This window comes from Campylobacter sp. VBCF_06 NA8, from assembly GCF_027737825.1.
Taxonomy (GTDB): Bacteria; Campylobacterota; Campylobacteria; order Campylobacterales; family Campylobacteraceae; genus Campylobacter_B.
Window position 1 is genome coordinate 69,611 of the sequence record NZ_JAOVUB010000004.1, and the last position, 23,408, is coordinate 93,018.

Consider the following 23,408-nt stretch of genomic DNA (forward strand, 5'->3'; position numbering starts at 1 on the left):
AAGGCTGGGGATTGAACGAGAGAATTTTAAAGATTGTTTTTTCGTTGATTATCATCTGCGCAGGAATTTATTTTTGCTATCCAGATAACTTAACAGACGCGCGCAAAATGGCGCTTGTAAATGCTTATGGCGTTACGCTGATACTCACAAGTGGCGGTATCGCGCTTGGTATAGTTTTGGGATTTATTTTGGCGTTTTTAAAATTTTTGGATAATAAAATTTTAAATTTTATTATCGACGAGTATGTCGATATCATCCGTGGCACGCCGATAATCATACAGCTTATGATTTTTGTTTTTGTCGTTTTTGCGACTTGGCAAAACAATATTTTCGCGGCAATCGTAGCGCTAGGTCTTAACAGCTCAGCCTATGTTTGTGAGATCGTCCGTAGCGGAATAAACAGCGTCGATCGCGGTCAAATGGAGGCTGCGCGCGCTATGGGTCTGTCGTATTCGACAGCGATGAAAGTCATTGTTTTCCCGCAAGCGATAAAAAATATCTTGCCGGCTTTGGCGAACGAATTTATCAGCCTTTTTAAAGAAACTTCGGTCGTGGGACTTGTGGCGATTACGGATTTGACATTTTATTCAAAAAGCCTGCAAGCCTCGCTATATACGGTTCAGCCGATACTTTTCGCGGGCGTGATTTATTATGCGAGTGTGAAATTTTTCTCGCTTTTGGTTAAAATTTTAGAATCAAGGCTAAATAGACATGATTGAAATTTCAAATTTAAGCAAAAATTATGGCGAGCTTTGTGTTTTGAAAAATATTTCAAAAACCATAAACAAAGGCGATATTGTCGCAATCATCGGACCAAGCGGTAGTGGAAAATCGACATTTTTGAGATGTTTAAATTTGCTCGAAACCCCAAGCGAGGGCAGTATCAAAATCGGTGGCGCAGACATTACCGATAAAAAAACCGATATCAATAAAATTCGCCAAAAAGTTAGCATGGTTTTTCAGCATTTTAACCTTTTTGCGAATAAAAATGTTTTGCAAAATTTAACCCTAGCCCCAGTAAAAGCTGAAATTTATACCCCAGAAAAAGCCAAAGAAAAGGCAATGGAGCTTTTGCGAAAGGTGGGTTTAGAGAGCAAGGCGGAGGCTTTCCCGCACAAACTTTCAGGCGGCCAAAAACAGCGCATTGCAATCGCTAGAAGTCTAGCGATGAACCCAGATGTGATACTTTTCGACGAGCCTACGAGCGCGCTAGATCCTGAGATGATAGGTGAGGTTTTAGCTCTTATGAAAGAGGTTGCCAAAGAGGGTATTACAATGCTTGTCGTAACCCATGAAATGGGCTTTGCGCGCAATGTGGCAAATAGAATATTTTTTATGGATGGCGGAAATATTTTAGTCGATGATACGCCTAAAAATGTTTTTGAAAATCCGCAAAATCCGCGCTTAAAAGACTTTTTAAACAAAATTTTAAACCATTAAAAGGAGCAGAAATGAAAAATTTTCTTAAATTTATGTTGGCAGCTAGCTTAGTTGGCTCAATTGCTTGTGCAAAAGATGTCTATGTAATGGGCACAAACGCCGAATATCCGCCATTTGAGTTCGTAGATGAAAACTCGACTATCACTGGATTTGATATTGATTTGGTAAATGAAATTTCAAAAAGAGCCGATTTGAAAATCGAAATTTTAAATATGAGCTTTGACGGCTTAATCCCAGCGCTAAAAAGCGGTAAAATCGACCTTGCAGGATCTGGTATGAGTGCGACAGCAGAGAGAAGAAACGCTGTGGATTTTACAAACTCATACTATGAAGTCGAAAATTTATATATCAAACACAAAGACGACGATAGCCTAAAAACCAAAGACGATCTTAAAGGCAAACGCCTAACAGCGCAACTTGGCACAATCCAAGAAAACGCAATCCGCGAAATTCCTAGCGCAGATGTCAATCCAGCAGAAACTGTCTTTGCTGGCGTGTTACTAGTAAAAAACAAAAAGGTCGATGCGCTTTGCGTGGATTCATCTGTGGGCGTGGAGTATTTGAAGAAAAACGACGATATCGTGGAGTTTATGAGAGAGTCTGACGGAAGCGACGGATTTGCCTTTGCTTTCGATAAGGGCAAATATCCTGAGCTTGTGGAGAAATTCAACAAAGCAATCGACGAGATGAAGAGCGACGGCTCATACGACAAACTTTTAGAAAAATACAACCTAAAATAATCCAAATTTGGCGCAAAATTTAGCCTTTTAAATTTTGCGCTTTTTTCTATTTAAAGGGCTTTTATGAAAAAATTGATTTTTATATTTTTATCGCTTTTGGTTACGAGTGCATGTGCGAGAAATGATGTGATGTATGCGAAATTTTTAGCTTATGTTCAAGATGAAAATCTTTTTTTGTTTAAAAAAGGTGATCGCAGATTTGTTTGCACGCCAAATCAAATTTATTTAATAAACGAAAAAGACTTAAATAGATGTAAAGCGAATAATCAAGAGATTAAAAATTTTATTAAAAATCAAAAAAAAATGATAGAAAATATTATTAAACCGGGCGCAAGATATTTCGTAACCATACGCAAGCAAACAGCTAAAAAATTATATTGCGATTTTAGTACAGATAAAAAAAATCTCAGTTTAGAACTTGTAAGACAAGGTGTTGCGAGCTTAAAAAATGATGATAGCGAGGCGCTAATAGAGGCTAGTGTGTATGCTATGGAAAACAAGCGCGGTTTGTTTGGAAAAAAATATGAAAAACTCACCAAATGTGCTCTTGGGATTAAAGATGAGCCAAAAAAAGTAAAAAATGAAGAAGAAAATAATGCTAGTCAAAATTTAACTATCATTAATGCAGAAGAAAAACCAACGATAGAAATGTCAATCAATGAGTGAAATTTACGCCCTTACCGATGATGTTTTGACGCCAAATTCTAGCGTTTTTTCGCAGGTGCGTGAAATTTTAGATAGTGGCGTCAAACTCGTGCAGTATCGCTCCAAACTCCCGCGCCAAGACGAAACTCTCATCGCCTCGCTAATCTCGCTTTGCGAGGATTACGGCGCGAAGTTAATCATCAATGACAATGTCGCTTTGGCGAAAAAACTCCGCGCTCACGGCGTGCATATCGGCAAAGACGACGGCGAAATAAAAAATGTGCGCGAATTTTTGGGCTCAGGCTCAATCATCGGCGTTACATGTTATAGCGACATAAAAAGGGCTAAAATCGCCCAAAGTTGTGGCGCAAGTTACGCTGCGTTTGGGGCGATGTTTGCAAGTTCCACCAAAAAAGAGGCTCCGCTTTGTCCGCATGAAATCGTGCAAATGGCAAAGCGTGAGCTTGAAATCCCAGTTGCGATAATTGGCGGGATTAGCGGGGAAAATTTAGCTCAAATTTTGGCGTTAAATCCCGATTATATCGCGCTTGTGAGTGCGATTTACAGACCAAATAGCATTTCGCAAAACATAAAAAATTTACAAGGCATAATCAATGGATATAATTAGTGCGATAATTTTAGGCGTTGTCGAGGGGCTGACCGAGTTTTTGCCCGTAAGCTCGACCGGACACATGATTTTGGCGTCGCATTTTTTGGGCTTGGAGCAGACAGACGCGCTTAAATGCTTTGAAGTCGTAATTCAGCTAGGCTCGATTTTAGCGGTAGTTTTTATGTTTTTCGAGCGTTTGAAGCAGGATTTTTCGCTTTGGGTTAAGCTAATGGTGGGATTTTTCCCCACAGCAATCATCGGCTTTTTGATGTATAAGACGATAAAATCGCTATTTTCGCCCGCCACGACAGCGTATATGCTTGTCATTTGGGGCGTGATTTTTATCGTGGTCGAGCTACTTCGCAAGAAAAATCCGCCTAAAAGCCAGAGCGAACATTTCAGCGAAATTTCATACAAACAAGCCTTTATAATCGGACTTTCGCAGTGTTTTGCTATGGTGCCGGGCACTTCGCGTTCAGGGGCGACCATCATCGCTGGGCTTCTTTGTGGGCTTAGCCGAAATTTAGCCGCCAGGTTTAGCTTTTTACTAGCGATTCCTACGATGTTTGCGGCGACTTTGTATGATACTTACAAAAACCTCGACACCTTTGCTCAAAATTCGCAAAATATTTGGATTTTTTTGCTTGGTGGCGTGGTTGCCTTCGTGGTCGCGCTTATCGCAATCAAGCTATTTTTGAGCTTTGTTAGCAAATTTGATTTTATCCCGTTTGGAATTTATCGCATTATCGTAGGAATTTTGTTTTTGGTTGTGATTTTGTGATTTAAATTTTGCCAAATTTCGCTTCGCAAATTTTAAAATACTGCGCCGAGAATTTTATCATTTTTTATTCTTTATTATGATTGTGGTGGGCAAGGATGCCCACCCTACGGTGCTAATTTTTCCGATACTGACCGAATTCAAATTTGATTGTAGAATTTGGGAATTTGGTAACAATGAAGCTTGAAGTGTTGTTTGGGATAAAAACAATATTGCCGAAAAGGTTAGGTTTAGGAATTTATTTAATTTCATTTCTTTAATCATTTCTCAAATAATTTAATCACTTTTAATCTTGATACTACAATTTTTTATTTTTTCAAAATACAATTTTGCTACTGAACTATTTTCTCCAAGCAAATTTTTGCTTATCTCGTATGCCTTAGTATAATTTTCAATTGCTAACTTAAATTCGGAAGCAACTTCGCAAATTATACCATTATTTGCGTAGCATTTAGCAATACTCATATCATTATTTTTATAAATTTTTAATTTTATTTCCAATGCTTTATTATTAAAATTAAAAACTTCGATATAATCTTGTTCCCCAATACAAGCAATACTTAAATTATAATAAGACATTGCAACATTTTCATTGAATTTTCCTAGAATATCAAGTCTAATTTTAAGAGATTTTTCAAATTTTTTTCTTGCAACACTAAATTTTTCTTGCAATAAATAAATATATCCTATATCATTATAGAAATTTGATACCTCTATACTATTTAATCCTAAAAATATTTTAGAAGCTTTAAGTCCTTTTTTGTAAAATTTCAATGCAGAACTATACATGTGCTTATCAGTATAAATATTTGCTATTTTTAAATAAATAGATACGACTTCTGCATTATTTTTAATAAATAATAAATCTGCTACTTCTTTTAATGAATTTAGCTCATGAGCCAATTTGTTATTTAATCTCATATAGCTTATCCTATTTCAATTTTTGATTTAGCACCGTAGGGTGGGTATCCTTGCCCACCGAATTTTATATTTTTATCAAATTTCATCGTTTTTATCCTTTATTTATCATTATTTCAAATTTGGCGCAGTATTTCCGCCTTGCGGGGGCGATTAGCAACGATATTTTCCACTTACGAAATTTATCTTTGTGCGGATTTTGACGATTTCTTTGAGCGCGTGGGCGAGATAGGCGATATCGTCCTCGTCATTGACCCATGAGAAACTTGCCCGCACCCAGCTTGGTTTGGTCTGATTTACGGGATCTGGCGCAAGGGCTGTCAGATCAAATCCATAGGGTGCTGCGCAGTCGCACCCAGAGCGTGTTTGGATTTCGAATTTCGAGCTAAGCACGGAGGCTAGGGCGTCAGAGGCTAAATTTTGCATATTAAAGGCGAAAATCGGCACCCTTGGCGCGCTTAAATTTCCGTAAATTTTAATCTCTTTGATTTTTGAAATTTCATCGATAAATTTCGCATTTAGCGCGCTTTCTCGCTCTTTTATCGTCGCAAAGCCCACCTTACGACGCAAATCTAGCGCCAAATACGCCCTAATGAGCGCCGTAATCCCCGGCGTGCCGGGCTCTTCTAGCCGCTCTTTGTCGATGACGAAGCTTTGCGTGCTAAAATCAGCGTATTTTACCGCGCCACCGCCCGCAAATGTGGGCTCCGCGCCTTCTAAAAACTCTTTTTTCAGCGCCAAAATCCCGCACGCACCCACTCCGCCGATTAGTTTGTGTGCGCCAAAAAACAGCCCGTCGCAAAAGCCCAAATCCACATTATCATGCGCCACAAGCGCGCTAGCGTCGATGAAAAGTTTCGCGCCGTGCATTTTCAGCGCCAAAAACACCTGCTTATAATCGACTAAAATCCCAGTGGCGTTCGAACACGCGCTAAATACACCATAAATTTCGCGCCCTTTATTTGCGCCTAAAATTTCATTTAATTTGCCAAAATCCATAAGTCCGTCTGCACCCAGTGGCACGCGCACGAGTTCGCACAGAGCCTGACGCAGGCTGATTTCAACTGAGTGGTGCTCGTATGGCGAAATCACGATTAGTGGAAATTTTGCGCGTTCATTTGTGGCGAAATTTGTCAAATTTAGCCGTTTTTTGGTGTTTGGTGGCAGGTAAATGCCTAAAATTTCCCATAGCTTCTTAATCGCGGCTGTCGCGCCAAATCCGCACGAGATGAGGTAGTATCTGCCAGCGCACCCTAGCATTTCTTTGATTTTGGCGCGTGCGTTTTCGTAGTATTCGCTCGTGGTGTGGGCGTTTTCGCCACCGAGCGAGTGCGTGTTGGCATAAGTGCGCAAAACCCGCTCGATTTCGCGCTCGACGCTATTGCACGCTAGCCCGGACGCGGCGAAATCGAAGTATTTGAGCCCCTCTTTTAGTATTAAATCATTTTTTATTTTTTCGATTTGCATTTTTTACTCCAAAATTTTGTAAATTATACCTAAACTTGCTAAAATTAGCCGTTTTAGGAGGGGTGAAATTCTAGGGTTAAAACACACGGCTAGCAAATTTGGCCATTTGGAACTGGGTGAAATTTTGAAATTTCACTTCGTATTCGATGCTTTTGATATTTGCGCGAAATATGACGATGTATTTAGCGCGATAGAGGCTGAAATTTTGCCGAATTTTAGGGAGATTGGCGAGAGGTTTAGTTTCGGCGGCGAGTATGAAAAAGAGCTAAAACAAGCGTTGATGAAATTCGCCAAATCAGATCGCAAAAAAATCGGTGTCGCAAAGATACTGCCCCGCTTCACCGCCCAAAAAATCACGCAAATTTTGCTAGAAGCTGGGTTTTTAAATTTAGAAAAATCGCACGAAAAACGCCCCGTAAAACTGCATAAAAATGATAAATTACCACGAATTTTAAGACGCTATCAAATCACAGACAAAGTCCATTTTAACGACAATTTCTCGCGGTTTTGGTTTAGGTTTATCGAGCCAAATTTACAAATTTTGGCGCAGGGCGAATACGAAAAAGTCATCAGCGAGATTAAGGAGGATTTCGATAATTACGCGAGTTTTGGCTATGAGATACTCTGCCGCGAACTGCTCGCAAACTACCTAAATATCGACATTTCGCAAATTTCGAGTTATTGGGATAAAAATAGCGAGATTGATATTTTCGCGAAATTTGAGGGGTTTTTAATCGTGGGCGAGTGCAAATACAAAGAGCGCAAAATCTCAAAAAATGTCCTAAACGAACTGCTCGCAAAGTGCGAAAATTCCGCGCTTGCGCCCGATATGGTGGCATTGTTTTCGAAATCTGGGTTCTCAGGCGAACTAGAAAAAATCAAAAATGATAAAATTTTGCTTTTTGATATAGAGGATTTTAAAATTTTACTTTGATTAAATTTGGCTAAATTTAAAGCTAAATTTAGTATAATCGCAGTTTTATGCAACCAAACTAAGGAGAAAAAATGGCTTATTCAATGGGCGATTTGAAAAAAGGTCTTAAAATCGAAGTTGATGGAATTCCGTTTAAAATCGTAGAGTATCAACATGTAAAACCGGGCAAGGGTGCGGCTTTCGTGCGCGCAAAACTAAAATCCTTCATCGACGGTAAGGTTTTGGAAAAAACTTTCCACGCAGGCGATAAATGCGAGGAGCCAAATTTAGAGCAAAAAGATATGCAATACCTTTATGATGACGGCGAGTATTGCCAATTCATGGACACAGAGAGCTACGAGCAAGTGGCAATCGCTGACGAGGATGTGGGCGAGGCGAAAAAATGGATGCTCGATGGCATGATGGTTAGCATTATGTTTTACAACGGCAAAGCGATCGGCGTGGAAGTTCCGCAAGTAGTCGAGCTAAAAATCGTCGAAACTGCGCCAAATTTCCGTGGCGATACACAAGGAAGCAACAAAAAACCAGCGACCCTTGAAACTGGCGCTGTGGTGCAAATCCCATTTCATGTGCTTGAAGGCGAGGTTATCCGCGTAGATACCGTGCGTGGCGAATATATCGAAAAAGCAAACAAATAATTCTTTCTTCCCTGATTAAATTTGGCGAATTTGTGAAAATTGTTAAATTTGCCGAATTTAGCGGGGAATTTTAAATTTAATCCTTAAAATTTGTTGTTAAATTTTGTTAAATGCTCTTGCGCTTTTAAACACTGCGCCGAAATTTGCTTTGGGCTTGATTTTGGTTTGCGCTTAATTTTGGTTTGGGCTAATACTGCGCCGAAATTTGGGCGATATTTTTAAGTGTGGATTGCGTGGATTGCGTGGATTGCGTGGATTTGCGTGGATTTGCGTGGATTTGCGTGGATTTGCGTGGATTTGCGTGGATTATACTGCGCCGAAATGCGCGCGGTTCTTGCGTTGTAATGTGTCATGAATTGGCGCTAAAATTTGCGTGTGCAGGTTGGATTGCGTATCGCATGTAAGAAATTTGGCGTTTGGCGAAATTTTGCGCTTTAACTCAAATTTAAGAAATTTTTTGTAAAATTACAGCTTATCCAATTTATTCAATCGGGCTCATAGCTCAGTTGGTTAGAGCATCCGGCTCATAACCGGATGGTCCCAGGTTCGAGTCCTGGTGAGCCCACCACCTATTTTATCCCTTTTTTATAAGCTTTTTAAAAACGATTATATAAAATTAAAAAATAAAATTCAAAGCCCCGAATTTGGGGCTTAGTGGTTATAAATTTATCGAAAATGTAAAATTTCCGTGAAGGTTACAGCGAGAGATTGTTTTGAGGGTTTTGACATCTTTTAGATTTAGTCTTGCGCTCAAAAATCCCCTGCTTGCGACTGGTTCTAACGAGGCTTTGGCTACGAGTTTATCATCTGCGTAAAGCTCAATCGCATAAATCCAGTGATCAGCGTCGCTTGGGTGGATTATACCGCCTTGTCCGATATTGACATCTACTAGCGAATATCCCTTTTCATCGGCGTCGCGCACAGTGATTTCTGGGGTGTGTTTTTTCTCGAAATCGTTTAGATTTTTTGGATCTTCGGGCGTGATATCCTCGGTGTTTGCGATAAGGCTTTCGTCGTATGCGCTTAGTGTGCTAACGGCTGCGGCTGCCGTAACTATGGCTTTTAATGCGGTTCGTCTTTGCATTTTTTCCTCCTTAAAAAATATGATAAATATTGTATTGTTTTATATTAAAGATAAAGTAAATCTTATTTTAAATTCGCCAAATTTATGGTGCAAAATTTAGAAAACAAATGAAATTTTAACCTTTCGTTATAAATTCAGTCCTAATTAAATTAGTTCTATGCAAATTTATTGTAAAATCGTAGGAACATTATATTTTAAAGGGGAAAAAATGTCGCAAAGTGACGCTAATGCGCCTAAAAAGCGCGGTATATTTGCATGGTATTTTGAGTCAAGCCTACTTTGGCGCATAATGATTGCGCTTGTTTTGGGTTCGGTTTTGGGTATAATTTTACCGCAAAATGCCACTATCGGCGATACCACTTGGGTATCAATTTTAACGCCTTTTGGTGATCTTTTTGTGCGAATGCTCAAAATGATTATGGTGCCTGTAATCGTCTGCTCGTTGATAATTGGCACAAGTTCGATTGATCCAGCTCACCTTGGTAAAGTTGGTGTCAAAACGATAATTTTCTACGCGATTACGACGCTGTTTGCGATTGCGATAGGTTTGGCGTGCGGATTGATTTTCAGCCCTGGTAGTGGGTTGGAGTTAGACGCTGCCAAAGCTGTGGAAAAGAGCGCAAACGCTCCTGCGATGAGCCAAATTCTACTAAATATTATCCCTACAAATCCGTTTGAAGCTATCGTTAAGGGCGAAATTTTGCCTATTATCGCATTTTGTATTTTTGTGGGAATTGGCCTAGCGTATTGCAAAAGTAGCGACGATGAGCGCATTGCGCGCAGTGCAGATACTGTGTATGCGTTTTTTGATGGTATGAGCGAGATTATGTTTAAGGTTATCCGCTGGGTTATGCAATATGCACCAATCGGCGTTTTTGCGTTAATGTTCGTTGTGTTTAACAAAGCTGGAATTGGCGCGATTAGCTCGCTTTTGACCGTTACGATTGCGCTATATGTGGGGCTTGCAGTGCAGGTGTTTGCGATATACTGCGTGGTTTGTATGCTAATTGGCATAAATCCTGCGAAATTCCTCAAAAAAGTTCGCGCGCCTATGCTTACGGCGTTTGTTACCAGAAGCTCGAACGGCACGCTTCCGATTACAATGAGGACAGCTGATGAGGAAATGGGAATTCCAAAATCAATCTACGGCTTTGTTTTGCCTGTGGGTGCGACTGTGAATATGAACGGAACGACCGTATATTTGGGCGTTTGCACGCTTTTTATCGCTAATGCGTGCGGTATCGATCTCACTGCTCAAAACTATTTTACGATTATTATCACTTCTATGCTAGCAGCTATCGGAACAGCCGGTGTGCCTGGTGCTGGTGCGCTAATGCTACTTTTGATACTAGAATCAGTAGGTATCAGCGTAACTGGAACCGTGGCAGTGGCTTATGGTATGATACTAGGAATCGACGCGATACTAGATATGGGACGCACATCTATGAATGTCACAGGCGATGTCGTGGCTTCATTATATGTGGCTAAAACAGAGGGCAAACTAGATACCTCAAAATGGGAGAATTAAATGCGTAGAGTCGGAGTAATCGGCGGTATGGGACCGCTAGCAAGTGCTGATTTGTATCTAAAAACGATAGAATTAACGGGGGCTAGAAGCGATCAAGAAAATATCCCGCTTCTAATCGATAGCTATCCGCAAATCGAGGATAGGACGGCGTGCATTTTCGGCGAGGGCGAGGATCCTACGCCAAAGCTAATCGAAAGCGCAACTCGCCTTAAAAACGCGGGTTGTGAGGCGTTTGTCATGGTTTGCAATACAGCGCATTATTTCGCGCCAAGGGTTTTGGAGGCTGTGGATTTGCCACTAATCCATATCGCAAAAAACGCAGTTAGCACGATACAAACCCGCTATCCAAATGCCAAAAAAATCGCAGTTTTGGCTACTTCTGGCACGAAAAAGGCTAGGGTGTATGATGAGCACTTAGAGAATGCTGGATTAATCAGCGTAGAGCTTGGCGAGGAAAATCAAGCCAAGCTAATGGATTGCATTTACAAAGGTGTGAAAGCTGGCAAAACCGCAGAATATGTGGAGCTTTTCAAAAGCGTGCTAGATAGCATTGACGCAGATGTTTATATCGCTGGCTGCACGGAGATCCCGCTGTTTTTGCCACTCATTGAGACGGATAAGGTTTTCCTTGACGCTACGCTTGAACTTGCGCGCGCGATTGTGGAATTTGCCCGTTCGTAGCCAAATTTAATCAAATTTAATAAATTTAGCCCAAATTTTGGGCTAAATTTAGATTTTCAAATTCTTAAAATTCGTAAATTTCAGAAATTTCACGCAGCTAAAATTTCGCCTACTTTCTCGCCAAAATCGTCGCCGACGATGTATTCGGTAGGATAGATCAAAATCTCGTTTTCAAACCTCACGCGCAAAATTAGCCGTTTGGAGTTTTTCAAATCCCTGTCGTTGAAGGCTAGGGAGTAGATTTTTTGAATTTTGTCGCGGTTTAGCTCGCTAGCACTTATTTCAAACTCGAAATCCACGGCCTTTTTTCGCTGTTCTTCGCGCTCCTTTTTGCTTTGTTGCAAGGCCACAAGTGCTGCGTTTTCGCCCTTTTCAAAGCCGTTATCGCCAAAATTTCGCCTCTCTTTGCGCGCAGAGCCGCCATAAGCCTTCGCTTCGCTAGGGGCGTAGTTTTCGATATTTCGCGCCTCATCGAGCGATAAAATTTCATCTAGGTAAATTTGATATTTTCCGCCGTAAGTTCCTGTGTTTTTCGCAAGCCTTACCCAAAATGCCAGCGGGCGTTCTAGGTCACTATCGCTTAGGGCCAGCACGCTTTCGCACACATCGCCAAATGCCGCGACTTCGAAGCTTCCTGATAAATCAAGTATGGTTAAATTCGCCATTTGCGAACCAGATTTTGTGGTGCGAGAATTTACGCTTTCGATTTTGCCGATACACAAAAGCTTCATTGATGAGCCATCATTTTGCAAAATTTCATCAAATTCGCTCGATTTGCTGTGTGCGATAGGCGAAATTTCGCTTTCAAAAACTTTGAGCGGATTTCCCTCTAAAAATACGCCAGAGCGTGGTCTAAACCCAGCGTCTTTGGCGTTTTCTAGGCTTAGCATTGAAAGGAAGGAAACCTGATACGCTCCCTCGCCAGCGGCACTTTTGCTGATTTTTATCATAAAAGCGTATGGTTTTTCAAGCTCAGCAGGGCTTAAATTTTCGATAGTTTTTAGCGTGTTGTCAAATACGGCTAGTTCATACGAGCCGTGCAAATCCAAAATGGTCAAAATTCCCATTTTTTTGCCAGTTTTTGTGATACGAGTAGTGATATCCTCGATCCGCCCAACGCTTAAAATTTCGGCATTATCGCCTGTAATCTCGCCAAATTGCGATGAGAGCAGGTAATCTATACCGCTCATTTGCTCTTTATAATCATCGAGCGGGTGGCCAGAGAGATACACGCCCACGGTTTGTTGCTCGAATTTTAAAATTTCACTTTGCGCAAATTCCTCAGCATTTTCCACGAAGCTTACTTTTATCCCCTCGGTCATCTCCTCATCTTCGCCAAATAGTGAAGTTAGGGCGTCTTTTTTGATTTCTGTGATTTTTTTCATCACATCTAGGATATTTTCCATATTTTGGATAATCGCAAGGCGAGTTTTGCCAAGACAATCCATTGCTCCGCCATAGGTTAGGGACTCGATGACCTTTTTATTGACCTTGAAATTATCCACTCTGGTGGCAAAATCATCGATATTTTCAAAAAGCCTTTCGTTTTGAAGCTCCAAGATATTTTCAATCGCAGCCGAACCCACGCCCTTAATCGCGCCAAGTCCGTAGATGATAGACTGGCCCGATTCGCTTGCTTCATCGTCGATTACGCTAAATCCGCGCAAACTTTGGTTGATTGAGGGCTGTTTAAGGCCGATACCAAGCCGTTTTGCTTCATCGATATATTTTGCAACTTTATCTGTGTTTCCCTCTTCTGATGTGAGCAAACCAGCCATAAATTCAGCAGGATAGTAGGTTTTGAGATAGGCTGTTTGAAATGTAATCATCGAATAAGCCGCCGCGTGGGATTTGTTAAATCCATAAGAGGCAAATTTCATAATCATATCAAATAGCTCGTTTGCCTTAGCGACATCAAAGCCGTTTGTCTTAGCACCCTCCAAATACTGCTCTCTCATGTGAGCTAGCTTTTTTTCGTCCTTTTTACCCATGGCTCTACGCACCAAATCAGCTTCGCCAAGCGAAAATCCGCCGATAGTTTGCACTAGCTGCATGACCTGCTCTTGATAGACGATGATTCCATAAGTCGGCTCTAAAATTTCCTTGATTTGTGGGAACATATACGAGGCTTCCTCGCGTCCGTGTTTGATATCTATAAAGCGCGGGATTAGATCCATTGGACCTGGGCGATATAGCGAAATCATCGCGATGATATCTTCAAATCTATCTGGCTTTAAATTTACGGCTAAATCCTGCATGCCAGCGCCCTCGATTTGGAAAATTCCAAGTGTGTTGCCTGATTGGATTGTTTTATAAGTCGCAGGGTCGTTAAAATCTATTTTTTCCCAGATTATGTCTTTATCATATCGCCTTTTTATGAGTTTTAGCGCGCTGTCGATGACATCGAGAGTTTTAAGCCCCAAAAAGTCAAATTTGATGAGATCCACATCTTCTAGGTAGTTTTTCATATACTGCGTGACGATACGCGCGTCATCGCCTTTATCTTGCTTGAAAAGCGGGGCCTTGTGCCATAACTCCTCGTTTGAGATAACAACGCCTGCTGCGTGCATGCCAGCGTTGCGGTTTAAGCCCTCTAATTGAAGCGCGAACTCCCATACTTGCGCGGCTGTGGGATCGCTTTGCAAAAGCTCGGCGATTTTTGGCTCTTGCTCGTAAGCACCCGGTTTATATTTATCGCTACTTGGATCGCCGACGCCAGTTAGGGTTACGCCAGGGCCTTCTGGGATTAGTTTTGCCATTTTGTCAGCTTGTGAGAGAGGCATATCGCATACTCTGGCGACATCGCGGATTACGCCACGAGCTAGCAATTTACCAAAGGTCGCTACTTGGGCGACATTGTATTTGCCATACTGCTTTATGACATAATCAATCACCTCGCCACGCCTTGCTTGACAAAAATCCACATCAATATCTGGCATAGAGATACGAGCAGGGTTTAAGAATCGCTCGAAAAGCAGGTTATAAGGTATCGGATCTAGGTCGGTGATACGAAGCGCATACGCACAAATCGAGCCAGCCGCAGAGCCACGGCCGGGTCCTACTGGGATATCGTGGTCTTTGGCCCAGTTGATGAAGTCTTGCACTATAATCATATAGCCTGAGAAGTGCATGCTTTTTATGATTTCAAGCTCTTTGTTTAATCTTTCTTCGTAAATTTGGTGTTTTGCCTCATCAATAAATTTTAATCTCTCTTTCAAACCCTCACGGCATAGATAATCAAACAAAAAATCATCATTGGCAAAGCTATATCTAGCCTCTGGCTCAGGCAGGCTTAGGCCGTGCTTGCTAGCGTATTCGAGGGTAAATTTGAAATTCGGCGGTGTGGGAGCGTAGCCCTTTTCCTCAAAAGCAAAGTGCAAATCGCACTTTTCGACGATTTCAGCGGTATTTGTGATGACCTCTGGCATATCGGCAAAGAGTCTTTGCATTTCCTCATCTGATTTGACATAAAATTCGCTTACGACATGTTTTAGGCGATCTCCGTCGTTTATGGTTTTGCCCATGGCTATGCACTGATACACATCGTGGGCAGTGGCGCGCTCTTTGTAGGCGTAGTGGGCGTCGTTGGTGGCGATGAGTTTGATATCAAGCTCGCGCGCTATGCGGATTAGATCTTTTTCGACATTTAGTTGCTCGCCGATACCGTGTCGCATGATTTCTAGGTAAAAATCATCGCCAAAAATCTCTTTGTATTCTGCGGCGGCCTTTTTGGCGGCTTCGTATCCGCCTGCGCCTCGTCTTAGGTTTCGTTCGCTTAAATTTAGGTGAAATTCGACCTCGCCTGCAAGGCAGGCAGATGAGCAAACAAGCCCCTCGCTATGCTCGCGAAGTAGTTTTTTGTTGATGCGTGGGTAGTAGTAAAATCCGTTTAAAAACGCTTGCGAGCTAAGATACATTAGGTTTTTGTAACCGATTTCGTTTTTGGCTAGCAAAATTAGGTGGAAGCGATTTTTGTCGCTTTTATCGCCGATATCATCGTGGTTGTGGATATAGGCTTCGATACCGATTATCGGCTTTATGCCGTTTTTGCGCATGGTTTGGTAAAAATCGATCGCCCCAAACATATTGCCGTGATCTGTGATTGCGCAGGCTTTGGCGCCACGCTCGGCTAGGATTTTGGCTAGTTCGCTGACTTTGTTGGCCCCGTCAAGCAATGAGTATTCTGTATGCAGGTGTAAATGTGTGAATTCGCTCATAAAATGTCCTTTGATTTTGCGCTCATTTTAGCAAAAAGGGGTTAAATTTTGGCTTTTTGGAATTTGGAGAATTTGCTTAAATTTGTCATTGCGAGCTTTCGCAGAAAGCGAAGCAATCCAGGGAAATTTAAATTCAAAATTCAACCTAAATTTAGCATTGAACGATTTATAAAATTCTTGCAAAATTTGATAAATTCTGCAAAAACACTGAGCTTAAATTTCATATTCGTAGATTGCCACGAATTTTGCTAACGCAAAATTCTCGCAATGACAGATTTAGGATTAGGGAATTTTACTGGATTGCCACGGCGACTGCGTCGCCTCGCAATGACAAATTAAATAAATTTTGCTCGCTATTGTCATTGCGAGGAGCGAAGCGACGAAGCAATCTACGACTTTAAAATTCCTTGCGCTAAATTTGCTGTCATTGCGAGCTTTCGCAGAAAGCGAAGCAATCCAGGGGAATTCAGATAAATTCCAATTCAATTTTCTAACACTCTCTAAATTTTACTGGATTGCTTCGTCGCTTTGCTCCTCGCAATGACACGGAATTCACATGTTCTAAATTTAAAGTTGTAGATTGCCACGAATTTTGCTAACGCAAAATTCTCGCAATGACAGATTTAGGATTAGGGAATTTTACTGGATTGCCACGGCGACTGCGTCGCCTCGCAATGACAGATTAAACAGCAATTGCGAGCGAGTGAAATTAGTTAAAAAGTAGCTCGGATTTTAGTGTGCTAAAAGCCTGTTCGCCTTTTAGTTCGCGCACGATTGTGAGTGCGAACTCCATTGCAGTGGCTGGACCACGAGATGTAATGATATTTTTATCGATTATGACATTTGCGCTAGCGGTGTAGCCGGTGTGCGCGACAGTGCCCTCGAAGCCCGGGTAGCAGGTGTAGCTATCCTTTAAAACACCGGCTGTGCCAAGAGCCCAAGGTGCAGCGCAGATTGCGCCGATTTTTTTGCCGGCTTTGTCAAATTCGCGTAAAATTTCGCCTAGTTTTTCACTTTTGGCTAGGTGTTCGGCACCCGGCAAACCGCCCGGCAAGACTATCATTTCGTATTCGTTAATGTCTAAATTTACGAGTAAATCATCGGCGATGATTTCCACGCCGTGAGAGCCTGTAACGCATTTTTTCTCTAAACCGAGAAATTTAGCGTCGATTCCAGCTCGTCTTAGCAAATCAACCACGCTTATTGCCTCGATTTCCTCGAAGCCATTGGCTAAAATAACGGCTACTTTCATTTTTTTTCCTTTATTTTAGATATGAGCCTTGCTCGCTTGGAGTGGTCGAAATATCGGTATTGCCACCACGCGCAGAGCCTGAACCGCCAGGCAAAAATGAAGTGTCGCCCTTCAAAAATGCGATGATATAGCCTATCTCTGTCGAGGTTGTAGATAGTGCGATAGGGTTCATCAAATACGCTTTTTTGCCACCATATTCATAATCTGAGCCGTAGTCGCTAATCGCCATAGCAATTTCGCCTGCGGATAGATTTTTGATTTTTTTAGATACACCGTGAGCGCGTTTTTCGCCGTTTGCGCCGTGGCATGAGGCGCATTTAGCAGCGAAAAGCTTAGCTCCCTCTTCTTTGGCAGCGGCAGGGTTATGCTTGATAGTATTTAGCACGCCACCTTTTGAGCCGTCGTTTTTATAGACATTGACTGTGATATTTTCGTCTTTGGAATGCTTTTCGATGAGAGATTTTAGCTCTTTTGCGAACTCGCCTTTTGCCTCAAATACATAACTTTCTTCTGGCTCATTAGCCCCCAAAAGCGCACCCGCGCAAAAACATGCTAAAAACGAAAGTTTTAAAATCTTCATTTGATACCTTGTCGATAGAATTTAAAAAGGGCGAGGTTTTGCCCTCGCCCTAGGATTATATCTAATCAGAGTAAATGATTAGAAAGCGTATCTAGCTTGGAATCTGATGTGATCGTTTTCTTTATCTTTTGCTCCATTTTTGCCATCTTTTTCGACATGTGACCAGAAAGTTGTGAAGCTAAGTTTTTTGTTGTATTTGTAATTAACTCTAACAACATTTTCCCAAGCATCTTGATCATCGAACTCACCGCTAACGAAGTCATCGCCGATTGTTAGACCAGTGTCTGCGATAGCATAAGCAGCTGTGATGAACCAAGCGTGGTTATCACCTGTGAAATCTGTGTAGTCAAGTAGGTCTTCACCTGGGCTGATGAAAGAGCCTTGGTCTTCAAAAGATACTCTTGAATGAACTTTTGAATCTGTATCGTATTGGATATAACCAGCTGTTAAATCAAATCCAAATAGGCCTGTGCTAGCCTCAACTGCGAAGAAATCAGCATCATCTGCACCGATTGCTACATAGTCATCGTTGAAATTTGAGTAAGCGTATTGAGCTGTCAAGCCTAGGTTGATATCTTCTGTAACATCGAAGCTTAGACCAGCCTCAACTGCGAATAAATCAACAACATCTTGCAAACCAGCATACCATAGTTGGAAAGATACTGGATCATAAGAACCGATAGCAGCTACACCCCATAGGTTGTGTTGAGTTAAATTTTTGTCATCAACATATTTTACAAAGTTACCATTATCATCTTTTAAGCCGCCAATATCGCCATCAGCCTCTAATGCATCCATCCACAAAGCTGCAAGAGTTAAGCCCTCGATATCTTGGTTAAGGACTTTGAAACCATCGCCATACATATCATCTGTGAAGAATGTGCCTAGTTTTTGGCGACCCATTTGGATAGTAGTGCCACCGATTTTATATCCTAGGTATGCTTGGTATAGGTCGAAATTTTTGCTAGTTGCATCAGTTCTTCTGCCGTCTGCTGGATCTTCATCAGCACCAAGGCGAACGCCAACTACGCCGAAGAAGTTGTCATCGATTTTTACATTTGTATTAACAACGCCTTTGAATTTCCATGCATGGCTATTGTCGGTTTTTGTACCATTATCCTTTTTGTATGAATCAACACGCATCCAAGCGAATCCGCTTACATCTACATCTTTGATTGCATCTTCTAATGCCACAGCACTTGCTGATGTAGCAAATGCACCTGCTGCTAATGCAGCTGCTAAACTAAGTTTGAATAATTTCATTTGAACTCCTTGTAAAAGTTATGGTCGTAATAGTAGCACAAAATACTAAATTATTTGCTTAAAACAATCTTAATTTTACTGAAATATAACCATTTTGTTACCGAGTATTAACCAAAATCGCTGAATTTTGCATAAAAAAAGCGAAGTGCGCTAACACTTCGCAAATATTGAAAGGAGTTTGATTTCGATAGGGTGATTGTAGCTAAATTTGAGTAAATATATGGCAACAAATGAGAATTATTTTTAATAGTGAAAAATTTGCAGTTAAGCTAAATTTGGCTGATAAAATTCATAAAATTTATGCAAAATTTATAATTTTTGGCGCGAAATTTGCCCTTTTTGTTAATTTTGCGTTAAATTTAAAGGGCGAAATTCGGGCGTAAGTTATCAAAAACTGATTTTTTCCTCGGTTGGGGCTTTGATATTTTCGTTTTTGCGGAGCTGTTTTTTGATGATTTTGGTCGGCGTGTAGCTCTCTTTCTTGCCCGGGGTGATTTTGCGAGAGAGTATTTGCGCGCTCGAAACGGTGCCGTTTGTAACGCTGATAAGTGCGACATCGCCTGGGTTGGCGAAGTATTTATTTGATTTGGCACTGCATTGCTCGCTACCATTTATAAATTTATATGTATATGCGACTTTGCTCTGTCTTGTGTAGCTAGAAATCTGCATTTTGCTGGCGGTGGTGTCTGGGCAAAGTGGCGTGGTGCGTGGCACGAAAAAGGCGCAACCTGTGAAGCTTAGCGCGATTAGGCATGGTAGGATTAGGTTTTTCATTTTTTTCCTTTTTTAAATTTTTGGTTTTTAATTTTAAAATTTTTTGGGAAAAATTGCAAATTTTGCCTATTTTGTCATTGCGAGAAGCTGTTTTACAGCGCCGAAGAAATCTATGAGTATAAAATTCCTCGTGCTAAATTTTAAAATTTTGCAAAAAATCGACTTTAAATTTTATACTCGTAGATTGCCACGAATTTTGCTACGCAAAATTCTCGCAATGACAGATTAAAGGCTATGAAATTTCTCTGGATTGCTTCGACGGCGTTGCCGTCTCGCAATGACAAATCAAGCGTAAATTTTGCCTCATTTGTCATTGCGAGGAGCGAAGCGACGAAGCAATCTACGAGTATAAAATTTAAAGTGCGCGAATTTGCTGTCATTGCGAGCGAGTGTAACGAGCGTGGCAATCCAGGGAAATTTAGAGCAAAATTCTACTTAAATTTAGCATTGAACGATTTTTTGAATTTAACCTGCGCCGTGAAATTCTCTGTAAGGGGGAAGGGGGCTTGAATTGCGAGGTCGCGCCCCTTCCCCCTTACAAACCCCCAACCCCCGACGACGCTTTTAAGGTGGTTAAATTTAGAAAAACGAAGTTTTTCTAAATTTAGCTGGTTTTATTTTATGGAAATGCTTCGCATTTCTCGCAATGACAAATTTTAGGATTAGGGAATTTCTCTGGATTGCTCCCCTGGCGTTTCCGTCTTACAATGACAGATTTGGCGTGCTTACTCGCAATGGCAAATTAAAATTTCAGGCGATAGCGGTTTGGAGTTTGTCGCGCAAATCTAAAATTTCATCTCGTTTGATGACAAAGCTGTTTTTGTTGGCGATGAGGTGCGCTGAGCTGTGCATGATAACCTCGGCGACTTTAAGGCCGTTTTGCTTCATCGTAGCGCCTGTTTCGACCACATCGACGATAGCGTCTGATAGCCCTATAATCGGAGCTAGCTCGATTGAGCCGTATAGTTTGATGACTTGCGTAGCGACGGCTTTGGTGGCGAAGTATTCGCGCGTGATATTTGGCATTTTGGTTGCGATTTTGATACCTGGGGTGTTGTAATCAAGCTCGGTTTCGTTTGGCACGCCCACACAAACTCTGCATTTGCCGATTTTGAGATCTAGCAGGCGCAAAACATCTGGTTTGTGCTCTTCGAGCACATCTAGCCCCACCACTCCGATATCTGCTGCGCCTCCGACGACATAGGTAGGAATGTCTTGGTTGCGGACATAAAGAAATTTAAAATCACCCTCTTGCATGATTAATTTGCGGTCTTCAAAGGCAAATTCTAGCCCAAAAATGCTTTTGAAAATTTTGAGTGTATCATCGGCAATGCGACCCTTTGGTAGCGCAATCGTAATCATAAAAGTCCTTTTTGTGAGATTAAATTTTTCATAGCGCGGAAAATCAAATCCCTATCATAAACGCCGTTTTTGAAATGTCGCATTAAAAATGCGCCGTCCCCGCCGGTAAAGTGTATGCGTTTATCGCCAGCAATGTCGGCTATGGCTAGGATTGTGGGTTTGAAAATGCCGTAATTCACGGCGTCGCTTGTTTTTTGTGGAAGCGAGTCTAGGGAAATTTTCGTCGAGAGATTGACATCTAAAACAGATGAAATTTCGCCATAAGTGCGAAGCATAGCGTGGATTCCAGGCAGGATAAATCCGCCAAGGTGAGTGCCACCCTCCATGACATCGACCGTGATAGCGCTGCCTGCATCGACGATGACGCCAGTTTCGACCATACTGCACGCGACGATTCTATCGATTCCTAGCCCTTGGTAGGTGGTGTTTATGTGGAAATGGTGCGTAATGTCGATAAATAGGGGATTGTTTAGCTTGCGTTGCACTCTGGCATTTACATTTATACAATACACTCTCTCGATTGGTTCGTAGTTCAAAAACTCGTCGATACCCATAGCAAAGGTTGCGCCGTTATCATAAAATTTGGCATGTGTGTTGCCGATATCACATAAAAGCATAGGTTTTAAATCCGTTTTCTTCTAAAAATTTTTTACTTTTTGAGCAAATTTGGCTGTTGTGAAACAAAACTCGTTTTTTGATAGTTTTGCCTAAATTTGCGCAAATTTGTTCGGTTAAATTTAATAAAAATTCGCTATCTCGCATAATGAAGCGAGATGATGCCTCGCGCATGAAAATCAGGGTATTAAACCCAGATAAATCCACGCCAAAATAGGCGCTGTATGCGCGGGAGCGAGTGAAAATTTTCAAATCTATGGTTTTGAAATTTTTAAGCAAAATTTCATGGCTAACCATGAGATTGGAAATTTTACTTAGCAAAATTTAGCACTTTATCATCGTAGTAAAATGACGAATTTGCGCTAAATGCGCGAGAGTCGATCTCATCATTTAGCTCAAAAATCGCCTCGCTTTGCAGATTTTTATCCGTGCGGATAACAAAACCTGTGCGCTCTACGATATAAAGGTATTCCCCGCTAAATACACCCTCTAATAGCTGAGCGAAGGTAAATTTGCGAGATTTTATTAAATTTAGGTTTTTATCCAAAAGCTCGACCGTGCCGTCTTTTAGCAAAAGATAGATTTTATCGCCGTCAAATAGGACATTTCTAATGTCGCGGTTGTAGGTTTTGTTGCCATTTGGGCTGATGAGAACTAGCCTTGTGCCTGTGCCTGCATAAAGGTCGTCGCCACGGGCTTGAAGCGTGGTTATGTTGTTAAAAAATGGTTGATTTGATACGACGAAATCCCTCACAGAGCGGCCGCCTGTGCGCTCTACGATATTTACTAAGCCATCAAGTGCTGGGTAGGCTACTAATTGGTTGATAAAAAGCGGAGCGGCTGTGCGTGAATCTATGGCAAATGCGTCGCCGATTTTATCATCTAGCACCATAACGCCCGAGCTTAGGCGAAAGAGCATTACACTATTATCGCTCATCACAAGTGCTAAATCATCGCCGTCAATCGCGCCACTTAGGGCATAGCGTTTGAGATCTCGCTCAATTTTCACACTGCCATCGCTACCCAAAACCCTAGTCGTGCCGTTTGTGTCTGTGACGATGAAATTTCCATTATACTCGCCTAAAAATCGCTCGTTTTTGTTAAGTTTGATATTTTCATTTACGCCTGATTTGGTGATGACTGCGCCGTTTGATAGCGTGGCGCCCTCTTTGGCAGCATAGACGATTTCGGCTGGAAGCGAGCCGTTAAAGGCCATTTCGCCTGTGATATTGTCATCGCCTGGGTCGAAATACTGGCGTTTGGTCGAACAACCGAAAAATAAAAACGAAAGCAGAAGTGTGAATATGATTGATTTTTTCATTATTTATTTCCTTTGTAATGTTTTAAATTTAACGCTAAATTTCGCACCGGCGAATCTATGGCGATTTTGTCAAATTCGGCATTTGCAGCCTCGATTTGACCTGTTTTTAAAAGCTCGTATCCTTTGACGATAGCGTCGTAATCGTTAAGCAAAAGCGGGCTTTGTTTGCCGTTTTGCACGCTGATAATCTCTTTTAGCAAGTAATCGACCTTATTATCGTTTGCAAGGGAAGTCAAATCATCGGCTGTGCCGTGATTTAGCATATATAACGCGTATAGATTGAAATCTTTGTCTTTTAGTTTGGCAAGTTTTGCGTCATCGCGCGCCTCTAAAAGCTCTGAGTATAGTTCGTTCGCGCTGTTTATGCGAGAATTTTGGATAAATTCGTTCGCCCAGTATCCTACGAAAATCACCATTATAAGGGTAGCGAAAAAGATTAAAGGTTTTTTGTATTTTTTAATGAAAATTTCGCTTTTGATAACGCCTTCTAAAAACTGCTCTTCTGTGCCTATTTCTTTTTTAACGCCTTCGATGTCGTCTTTTAAAGCCAAAGTAGTATCC

26 protein-coding genes and 1 tRNA gene are annotated in these 23,408 nt (G+C 41.4%); 12 read left to right on the forward strand and 15 right to left on the reverse strand.

Annotation, left to right across the window (positions count from 1 at the left end):
- Positions 1-11 precede the first annotated feature (11 nt).
- The 6 genes from OFO10_RS06465 (at position 12) to OFO10_RS06490 (ending at position 4,216) form a co-directional block, all read left to right on the forward strand.
- Entirely contained in the window at positions 12-719 is a 708-nt protein-coding gene (locus tag OFO10_RS06465; protein WP_270859767.1) for an amino acid ABC transporter permease, read from the forward strand.
- Positions 712-1,440, forward strand: coding sequence for an amino acid ABC transporter ATP-binding protein (locus OFO10_RS06470; RefSeq protein ID WP_270866556.1), 729 nt, complete (start codon positions 712-714; stop codon positions 1,438-1,440). Before OFO10_RS06465 ends, OFO10_RS06470 begins: the two co-directional genes overlap by 8 nt.
- A gap of 11 nt (positions 1,441-1,451) precedes the next feature.
- Complete coding sequence (locus tag OFO10_RS06475) at positions 1,452-2,180, forward strand: basic amino acid ABC transporter substrate-binding protein (protein ID WP_270866557.1); 729 nt, start codon at positions 1,452-1,454, stop codon at positions 2,178-2,180.
- Between the two features lie 63 nt (positions 2,181-2,243).
- The gene (locus OFO10_RS06480) at positions 2,244-2,846 is read left to right on the forward strand and encodes a hypothetical protein (protein WP_270866558.1); all 603 of its coding nucleotides are present in this window, start codon (positions 2,244-2,246) and stop codon (positions 2,844-2,846) included.
- Complete coding sequence (thiE, locus tag OFO10_RS06485) at positions 2,839-3,453, forward strand: thiamine phosphate synthase (RefSeq protein ID WP_270866559.1); 615 nt, start codon at positions 2,839-2,841, stop codon at positions 3,451-3,453. Before OFO10_RS06480 ends, thiE begins: the two co-directional genes overlap by 8 nt.
- Entirely contained in the window at positions 3,440-4,216 is a 777-nt protein-coding gene (locus OFO10_RS06490) for an undecaprenyl-diphosphate phosphatase (protein ID WP_270866560.1), read from the forward strand. The genes thiE and OFO10_RS06490 overlap by 14 nt, the downstream gene beginning before the upstream one ends.
- Before the next feature lie 273 nt (positions 4,217-4,489).
- Here the strand turns inward: OFO10_RS06490 and OFO10_RS06495 are convergent, their stop codons facing one another.
- Positions 4,490-5,134 (reverse strand): tetratricopeptide repeat protein, encoded by a 645-nt coding sequence (locus OFO10_RS06495; protein WP_270866561.1) that lies wholly within the window; start codon positions 5,132-5,134, stop codon positions 4,490-4,492.
- Positions 5,135-5,284: 150 nt separating this feature from the next.
- Positions 5,285-6,598: an aminotransferase class V-fold PLP-dependent enzyme gene (locus tag OFO10_RS06500; RefSeq protein ID WP_270866562.1), complete on the reverse strand. Its 1,314-nt coding sequence runs from the start codon at positions 6,596-6,598 to the stop codon at positions 5,285-5,287.
- Positions 6,599-6,704: 106 nt separating this feature from the next.
- Here OFO10_RS06500 and OFO10_RS06505 point away from each other — a divergent pair, with 106 nt between their 5' ends.
- Complete coding sequence (locus OFO10_RS06505) at positions 6,705-7,532, forward strand: DUF234 domain-containing protein (RefSeq protein ID WP_333721405.1); 828 nt, start codon at positions 6,705-6,707, stop codon at positions 7,530-7,532.
- Positions 7,533-7,603: 71 nt separating this feature from the next.
- The gene (efp, locus tag OFO10_RS06510) at positions 7,604-8,170 is read left to right on the forward strand and encodes an elongation factor P (RefSeq protein ID WP_270859759.1); all 567 of its coding nucleotides are present in this window, start codon (positions 7,604-7,606) and stop codon (positions 8,168-8,170) included.
- A 218-nt stretch (positions 8,171-8,388) separates the two neighbouring features.
- Here the strand turns inward: efp and OFO10_RS06515 are convergent, their stop codons facing one another.
- Positions 8,389-8,523, reverse strand: coding sequence for a hypothetical protein (locus OFO10_RS06515; RefSeq protein ID WP_270866563.1), 135 nt, complete (start codon positions 8,521-8,523; stop codon positions 8,389-8,391).
- Positions 8,524-8,661: 138 nt separating this feature from the next.
- Between OFO10_RS06515 and OFO10_RS06520 the strand changes: the two genes are divergently transcribed.
- Positions 8,662-8,738: transfer RNA gene (locus OFO10_RS06520), tRNA-Ile, on the forward strand.
- A 90-nt stretch (positions 8,739-8,828) separates the two neighbouring features.
- On the opposite strand, the gene OFO10_RS06525 is transcribed toward OFO10_RS06520, so the two are convergent.
- Positions 8,829-9,254, reverse strand: coding sequence for a desulfoferrodoxin family protein (locus OFO10_RS06525; RefSeq protein WP_270866564.1), 426 nt, complete (start codon positions 9,252-9,254; stop codon positions 8,829-8,831).
- Positions 9,255-9,462: 208 nt separating this feature from the next.
- Here OFO10_RS06525 and OFO10_RS06530 point away from each other — a divergent pair, with 208 nt between their 5' ends.
- Both OFO10_RS06530 and OFO10_RS06535 read left to right on the forward strand, forming a co-directional pair.
- The gene (locus tag OFO10_RS06530) at positions 9,463-10,782 is read left to right on the forward strand and encodes a dicarboxylate/amino acid:cation symporter (RefSeq protein ID WP_270866565.1); all 1,320 of its coding nucleotides are present in this window, start codon (positions 9,463-9,465) and stop codon (positions 10,780-10,782) included.
- Positions 10,783-11,463 (forward strand): aspartate/glutamate racemase family protein, encoded by a 681-nt coding sequence (locus OFO10_RS06535; RefSeq protein WP_270859755.1) that lies wholly within the window; start codon positions 10,783-10,785, stop codon positions 11,461-11,463.
- Between the two features lie 89 nt (positions 11,464-11,552).
- On the opposite strand, the gene dnaE is transcribed toward OFO10_RS06535, so the two are convergent.
- The 4 genes from dnaE to OFO10_RS06555 all read right to left on the reverse strand — a co-directional run bounded on the left by dnaE (position 11,553) and on the right by OFO10_RS06555 (position 18,775).
- Positions 11,553-15,680, reverse strand: coding sequence for a DNA polymerase III subunit alpha (gene dnaE / locus OFO10_RS06540; protein ID WP_270866566.1), 4,128 nt, complete (start codon positions 15,678-15,680; stop codon positions 11,553-11,555).
- A 709-nt stretch (positions 15,681-16,389) separates the two neighbouring features.
- On the reverse strand, positions 16,390-16,932 hold the full coding sequence (locus OFO10_RS06545; protein WP_270866567.1) for a DJ-1 family glyoxalase III: 543 nt from the start codon (positions 16,930-16,932) through the stop codon (positions 16,390-16,392).
- A 10-nt stretch (positions 16,933-16,942) separates the two neighbouring features.
- The gene (locus OFO10_RS06550) at positions 16,943-17,512 is read right to left on the reverse strand and encodes a c-type cytochrome (RefSeq protein WP_270866568.1); all 570 of its coding nucleotides are present in this window, start codon (positions 17,510-17,512) and stop codon (positions 16,943-16,945) included.
- A gap of 78 nt (positions 17,513-17,590) precedes the next feature.
- Positions 17,591-18,775 carry a major outer membrane protein gene (locus tag OFO10_RS06555; RefSeq protein WP_270866569.1) on the reverse strand — a complete coding sequence of 395 codons (1,185 nt, stop codon included), beginning with the start codon at positions 18,773-18,775 and terminating at the stop codon, positions 17,591-17,593.
- A 230-nt stretch (positions 18,776-19,005) separates the two neighbouring features.
- Between OFO10_RS06555 and OFO10_RS06560 the strand changes: the two genes are divergently transcribed.
- Positions 19,006-19,158, forward strand: coding sequence for a hypothetical protein (locus tag OFO10_RS06560; protein WP_270866570.1), 153 nt, complete (start codon positions 19,006-19,008; stop codon positions 19,156-19,158).
- A gap of 4 nt (positions 19,159-19,162) precedes the next feature.
- Here the strand turns inward: OFO10_RS06560 and OFO10_RS06565 are convergent, their stop codons facing one another.
- The 7 genes from OFO10_RS06565 to OFO10_RS06595 form a co-directional block, all read right to left on the reverse strand.
- Positions 19,163-19,549 (reverse strand): hypothetical protein, encoded by a 387-nt coding sequence (locus OFO10_RS06565; protein WP_270866571.1) that lies wholly within the window; start codon positions 19,547-19,549, stop codon positions 19,163-19,165.
- Between the two features lie 164 nt (positions 19,550-19,713).
- Positions 19,714-19,863 (reverse strand): hypothetical protein, encoded by a 150-nt coding sequence (locus OFO10_RS06570; protein ID WP_270866572.1) that lies wholly within the window; start codon positions 19,861-19,863, stop codon positions 19,714-19,716.
- Between the two features lie 436 nt (positions 19,864-20,299).
- Positions 20,300-20,911 (reverse strand): ATP phosphoribosyltransferase, encoded by a 612-nt coding sequence (gene hisG / locus OFO10_RS06575; RefSeq protein WP_270866573.1) that lies wholly within the window; start codon positions 20,909-20,911, stop codon positions 20,300-20,302.
- On the reverse strand, positions 20,908-21,528 hold the full coding sequence (locus OFO10_RS06580; protein ID WP_270866574.1) for a type III pantothenate kinase: 621 nt from the start codon (positions 21,526-21,528) through the stop codon (positions 20,908-20,910). The genes hisG and OFO10_RS06580 overlap by 4 nt, the downstream gene beginning before the upstream one ends.
- Entirely contained in the window at positions 21,515-21,847 is a 333-nt protein-coding gene (locus OFO10_RS06585; protein WP_270862751.1) for a hypothetical protein, read from the reverse strand. The genes OFO10_RS06580 and OFO10_RS06585 overlap by 14 nt, the downstream gene beginning before the upstream one ends.
- A complete protein-coding gene (locus OFO10_RS06590; protein ID WP_270866575.1) occupies positions 21,837-22,847 on the reverse strand; it encodes an L-seryl-tRNA selenium transferase in 1,011 nt (336 codons plus the stop codon). The genes OFO10_RS06585 and OFO10_RS06590 overlap by 11 nt, the downstream gene beginning before the upstream one ends.
- Positions 22,847-23,398 carry a hypothetical protein gene (locus tag OFO10_RS06595; protein ID WP_270866576.1) on the reverse strand — a complete coding sequence of 184 codons (552 nt, stop codon included), beginning with the start codon at positions 23,396-23,398 and terminating at the stop codon, positions 22,847-22,849. Before OFO10_RS06595 ends, OFO10_RS06590 begins: the two co-directional genes overlap by 1 nt.
- Between the last annotated feature and the right edge of the window lie 10 nt (positions 23,399-23,408).

What these genes read in the sequence shown, in the direction of transcription:
- hisG (WP_270866573.1), bottom strand. Translation starts at nt 20,911, where the DNA reads ATGATTACGATTGCGCTACCAAAGGGTCGCATTGCCGATGATACACTC.
- OFO10_RS06545 (WP_270866567.1), bottom strand. Translation starts at nt 16,932, where the DNA reads ATGAAAGTAGCCGTTATTTTAGCCAATGGCTTCGAGGAAATCGAGGCA.
- OFO10_RS06565 (WP_270866571.1), bottom strand. Translation starts at nt 19,549, where the DNA reads ATGAAAAACCTAATCCTACCATGCCTAATCGCGCTAAGCTTCACAGGT.
- OFO10_RS06500 (WP_270866562.1), bottom strand. Translation starts at nt 6,598, where the DNA reads ATGCAAATCGAAAAAATAAAAAATGATTTAATACTAAAAGAGGGGCTC.
- OFO10_RS06530 (WP_270866565.1), top strand. Translation starts at nt 9,463, where the DNA reads ATGTCGCAAAGTGACGCTAATGCGCCTAAAAAGCGCGGTATATTTGCA.
- OFO10_RS06525 (WP_270866564.1), bottom strand. Translation starts at nt 9,254, where the DNA reads ATGCAAAGACGAACCGCATTAAAAGCCATAGTTACGGCAGCCGCAGCC.
- OFO10_RS06580 (WP_270866574.1), bottom strand. Translation starts at nt 21,528, where the DNA reads ATGCTTTTATGTGATATCGGCAACACACATGCCAAATTTTATGATAAC.
- OFO10_RS06550 (WP_270866568.1), bottom strand. Translation starts at nt 17,512, where the DNA reads ATGAAGATTTTAAAACTTTCGTTTTTAGCATGTTTTTGCGCGGGTGCG.
- thiE (WP_270866559.1), top strand. Translation starts at nt 2,839, where the DNA reads ATGAGTGAAATTTACGCCCTTACCGATGATGTTTTGACGCCAAATTCT.
- OFO10_RS06480 (WP_270866558.1), top strand. Translation starts at nt 2,244, where the DNA reads ATGAAAAAATTGATTTTTATATTTTTATCGCTTTTGGTTACGAGTGCA.
- OFO10_RS06590 (WP_270866575.1), bottom strand. Translation starts at nt 22,847, where the DNA reads ATGAAAAAATCAATCATATTCACACTTCTGCTTTCGTTTTTATTTTTC.
- dnaE (WP_270866566.1), bottom strand. Translation starts at nt 15,680, where the DNA reads ATGAGCGAATTCACACATTTACACCTGCATACAGAATACTCATTGCTT.
- OFO10_RS06470 (WP_270866556.1), top strand. Translation starts at nt 712, where the DNA reads ATGATTGAAATTTCAAATTTAAGCAAAAATTATGGCGAGCTTTGTGTT.
- OFO10_RS06475 (WP_270866557.1), top strand. Translation starts at nt 1,452, where the DNA reads ATGAAAAATTTTCTTAAATTTATGTTGGCAGCTAGCTTAGTTGGCTCA.
- OFO10_RS06555 (WP_270866569.1), bottom strand. Translation starts at nt 18,775, where the DNA reads ATGAAATTATTCAAACTTAGTTTAGCAGCTGCATTAGCAGCAGGTGCA.
- OFO10_RS06495 (WP_270866561.1), bottom strand. Translation starts at nt 5,134, where the DNA reads ATGAGATTAAATAACAAATTGGCTCATGAGCTAAATTCATTAAAAGAA.
- OFO10_RS06570 (WP_270866572.1), bottom strand. Translation starts at nt 19,863, where the DNA reads ATGACAAATGAGGCAAAATTTACGCTTGATTTGTCATTGCGAGACGGC.
- OFO10_RS06560 (WP_270866570.1), top strand. Translation starts at nt 19,006, where the DNA reads ATGAGAATTATTTTTAATAGTGAAAAATTTGCAGTTAAGCTAAATTTG.
- OFO10_RS06515 (WP_270866563.1), bottom strand. Translation starts at nt 8,523, where the DNA reads ATGACACATTACAACGCAAGAACCGCGCGCATTTCGGCGCAGTATAAT.
- OFO10_RS06490 (WP_270866560.1), top strand. Translation starts at nt 3,440, where the DNA reads ATGGATATAATTAGTGCGATAATTTTAGGCGTTGTCGAGGGGCTGACC.
- efp (WP_270859759.1), top strand. Translation starts at nt 7,604, where the DNA reads ATGGCTTATTCAATGGGCGATTTGAAAAAAGGTCTTAAAATCGAAGTT.
- OFO10_RS06535 (WP_270859755.1), top strand. Translation starts at nt 10,783, where the DNA reads ATGCGTAGAGTCGGAGTAATCGGCGGTATGGGACCGCTAGCAAGTGCT.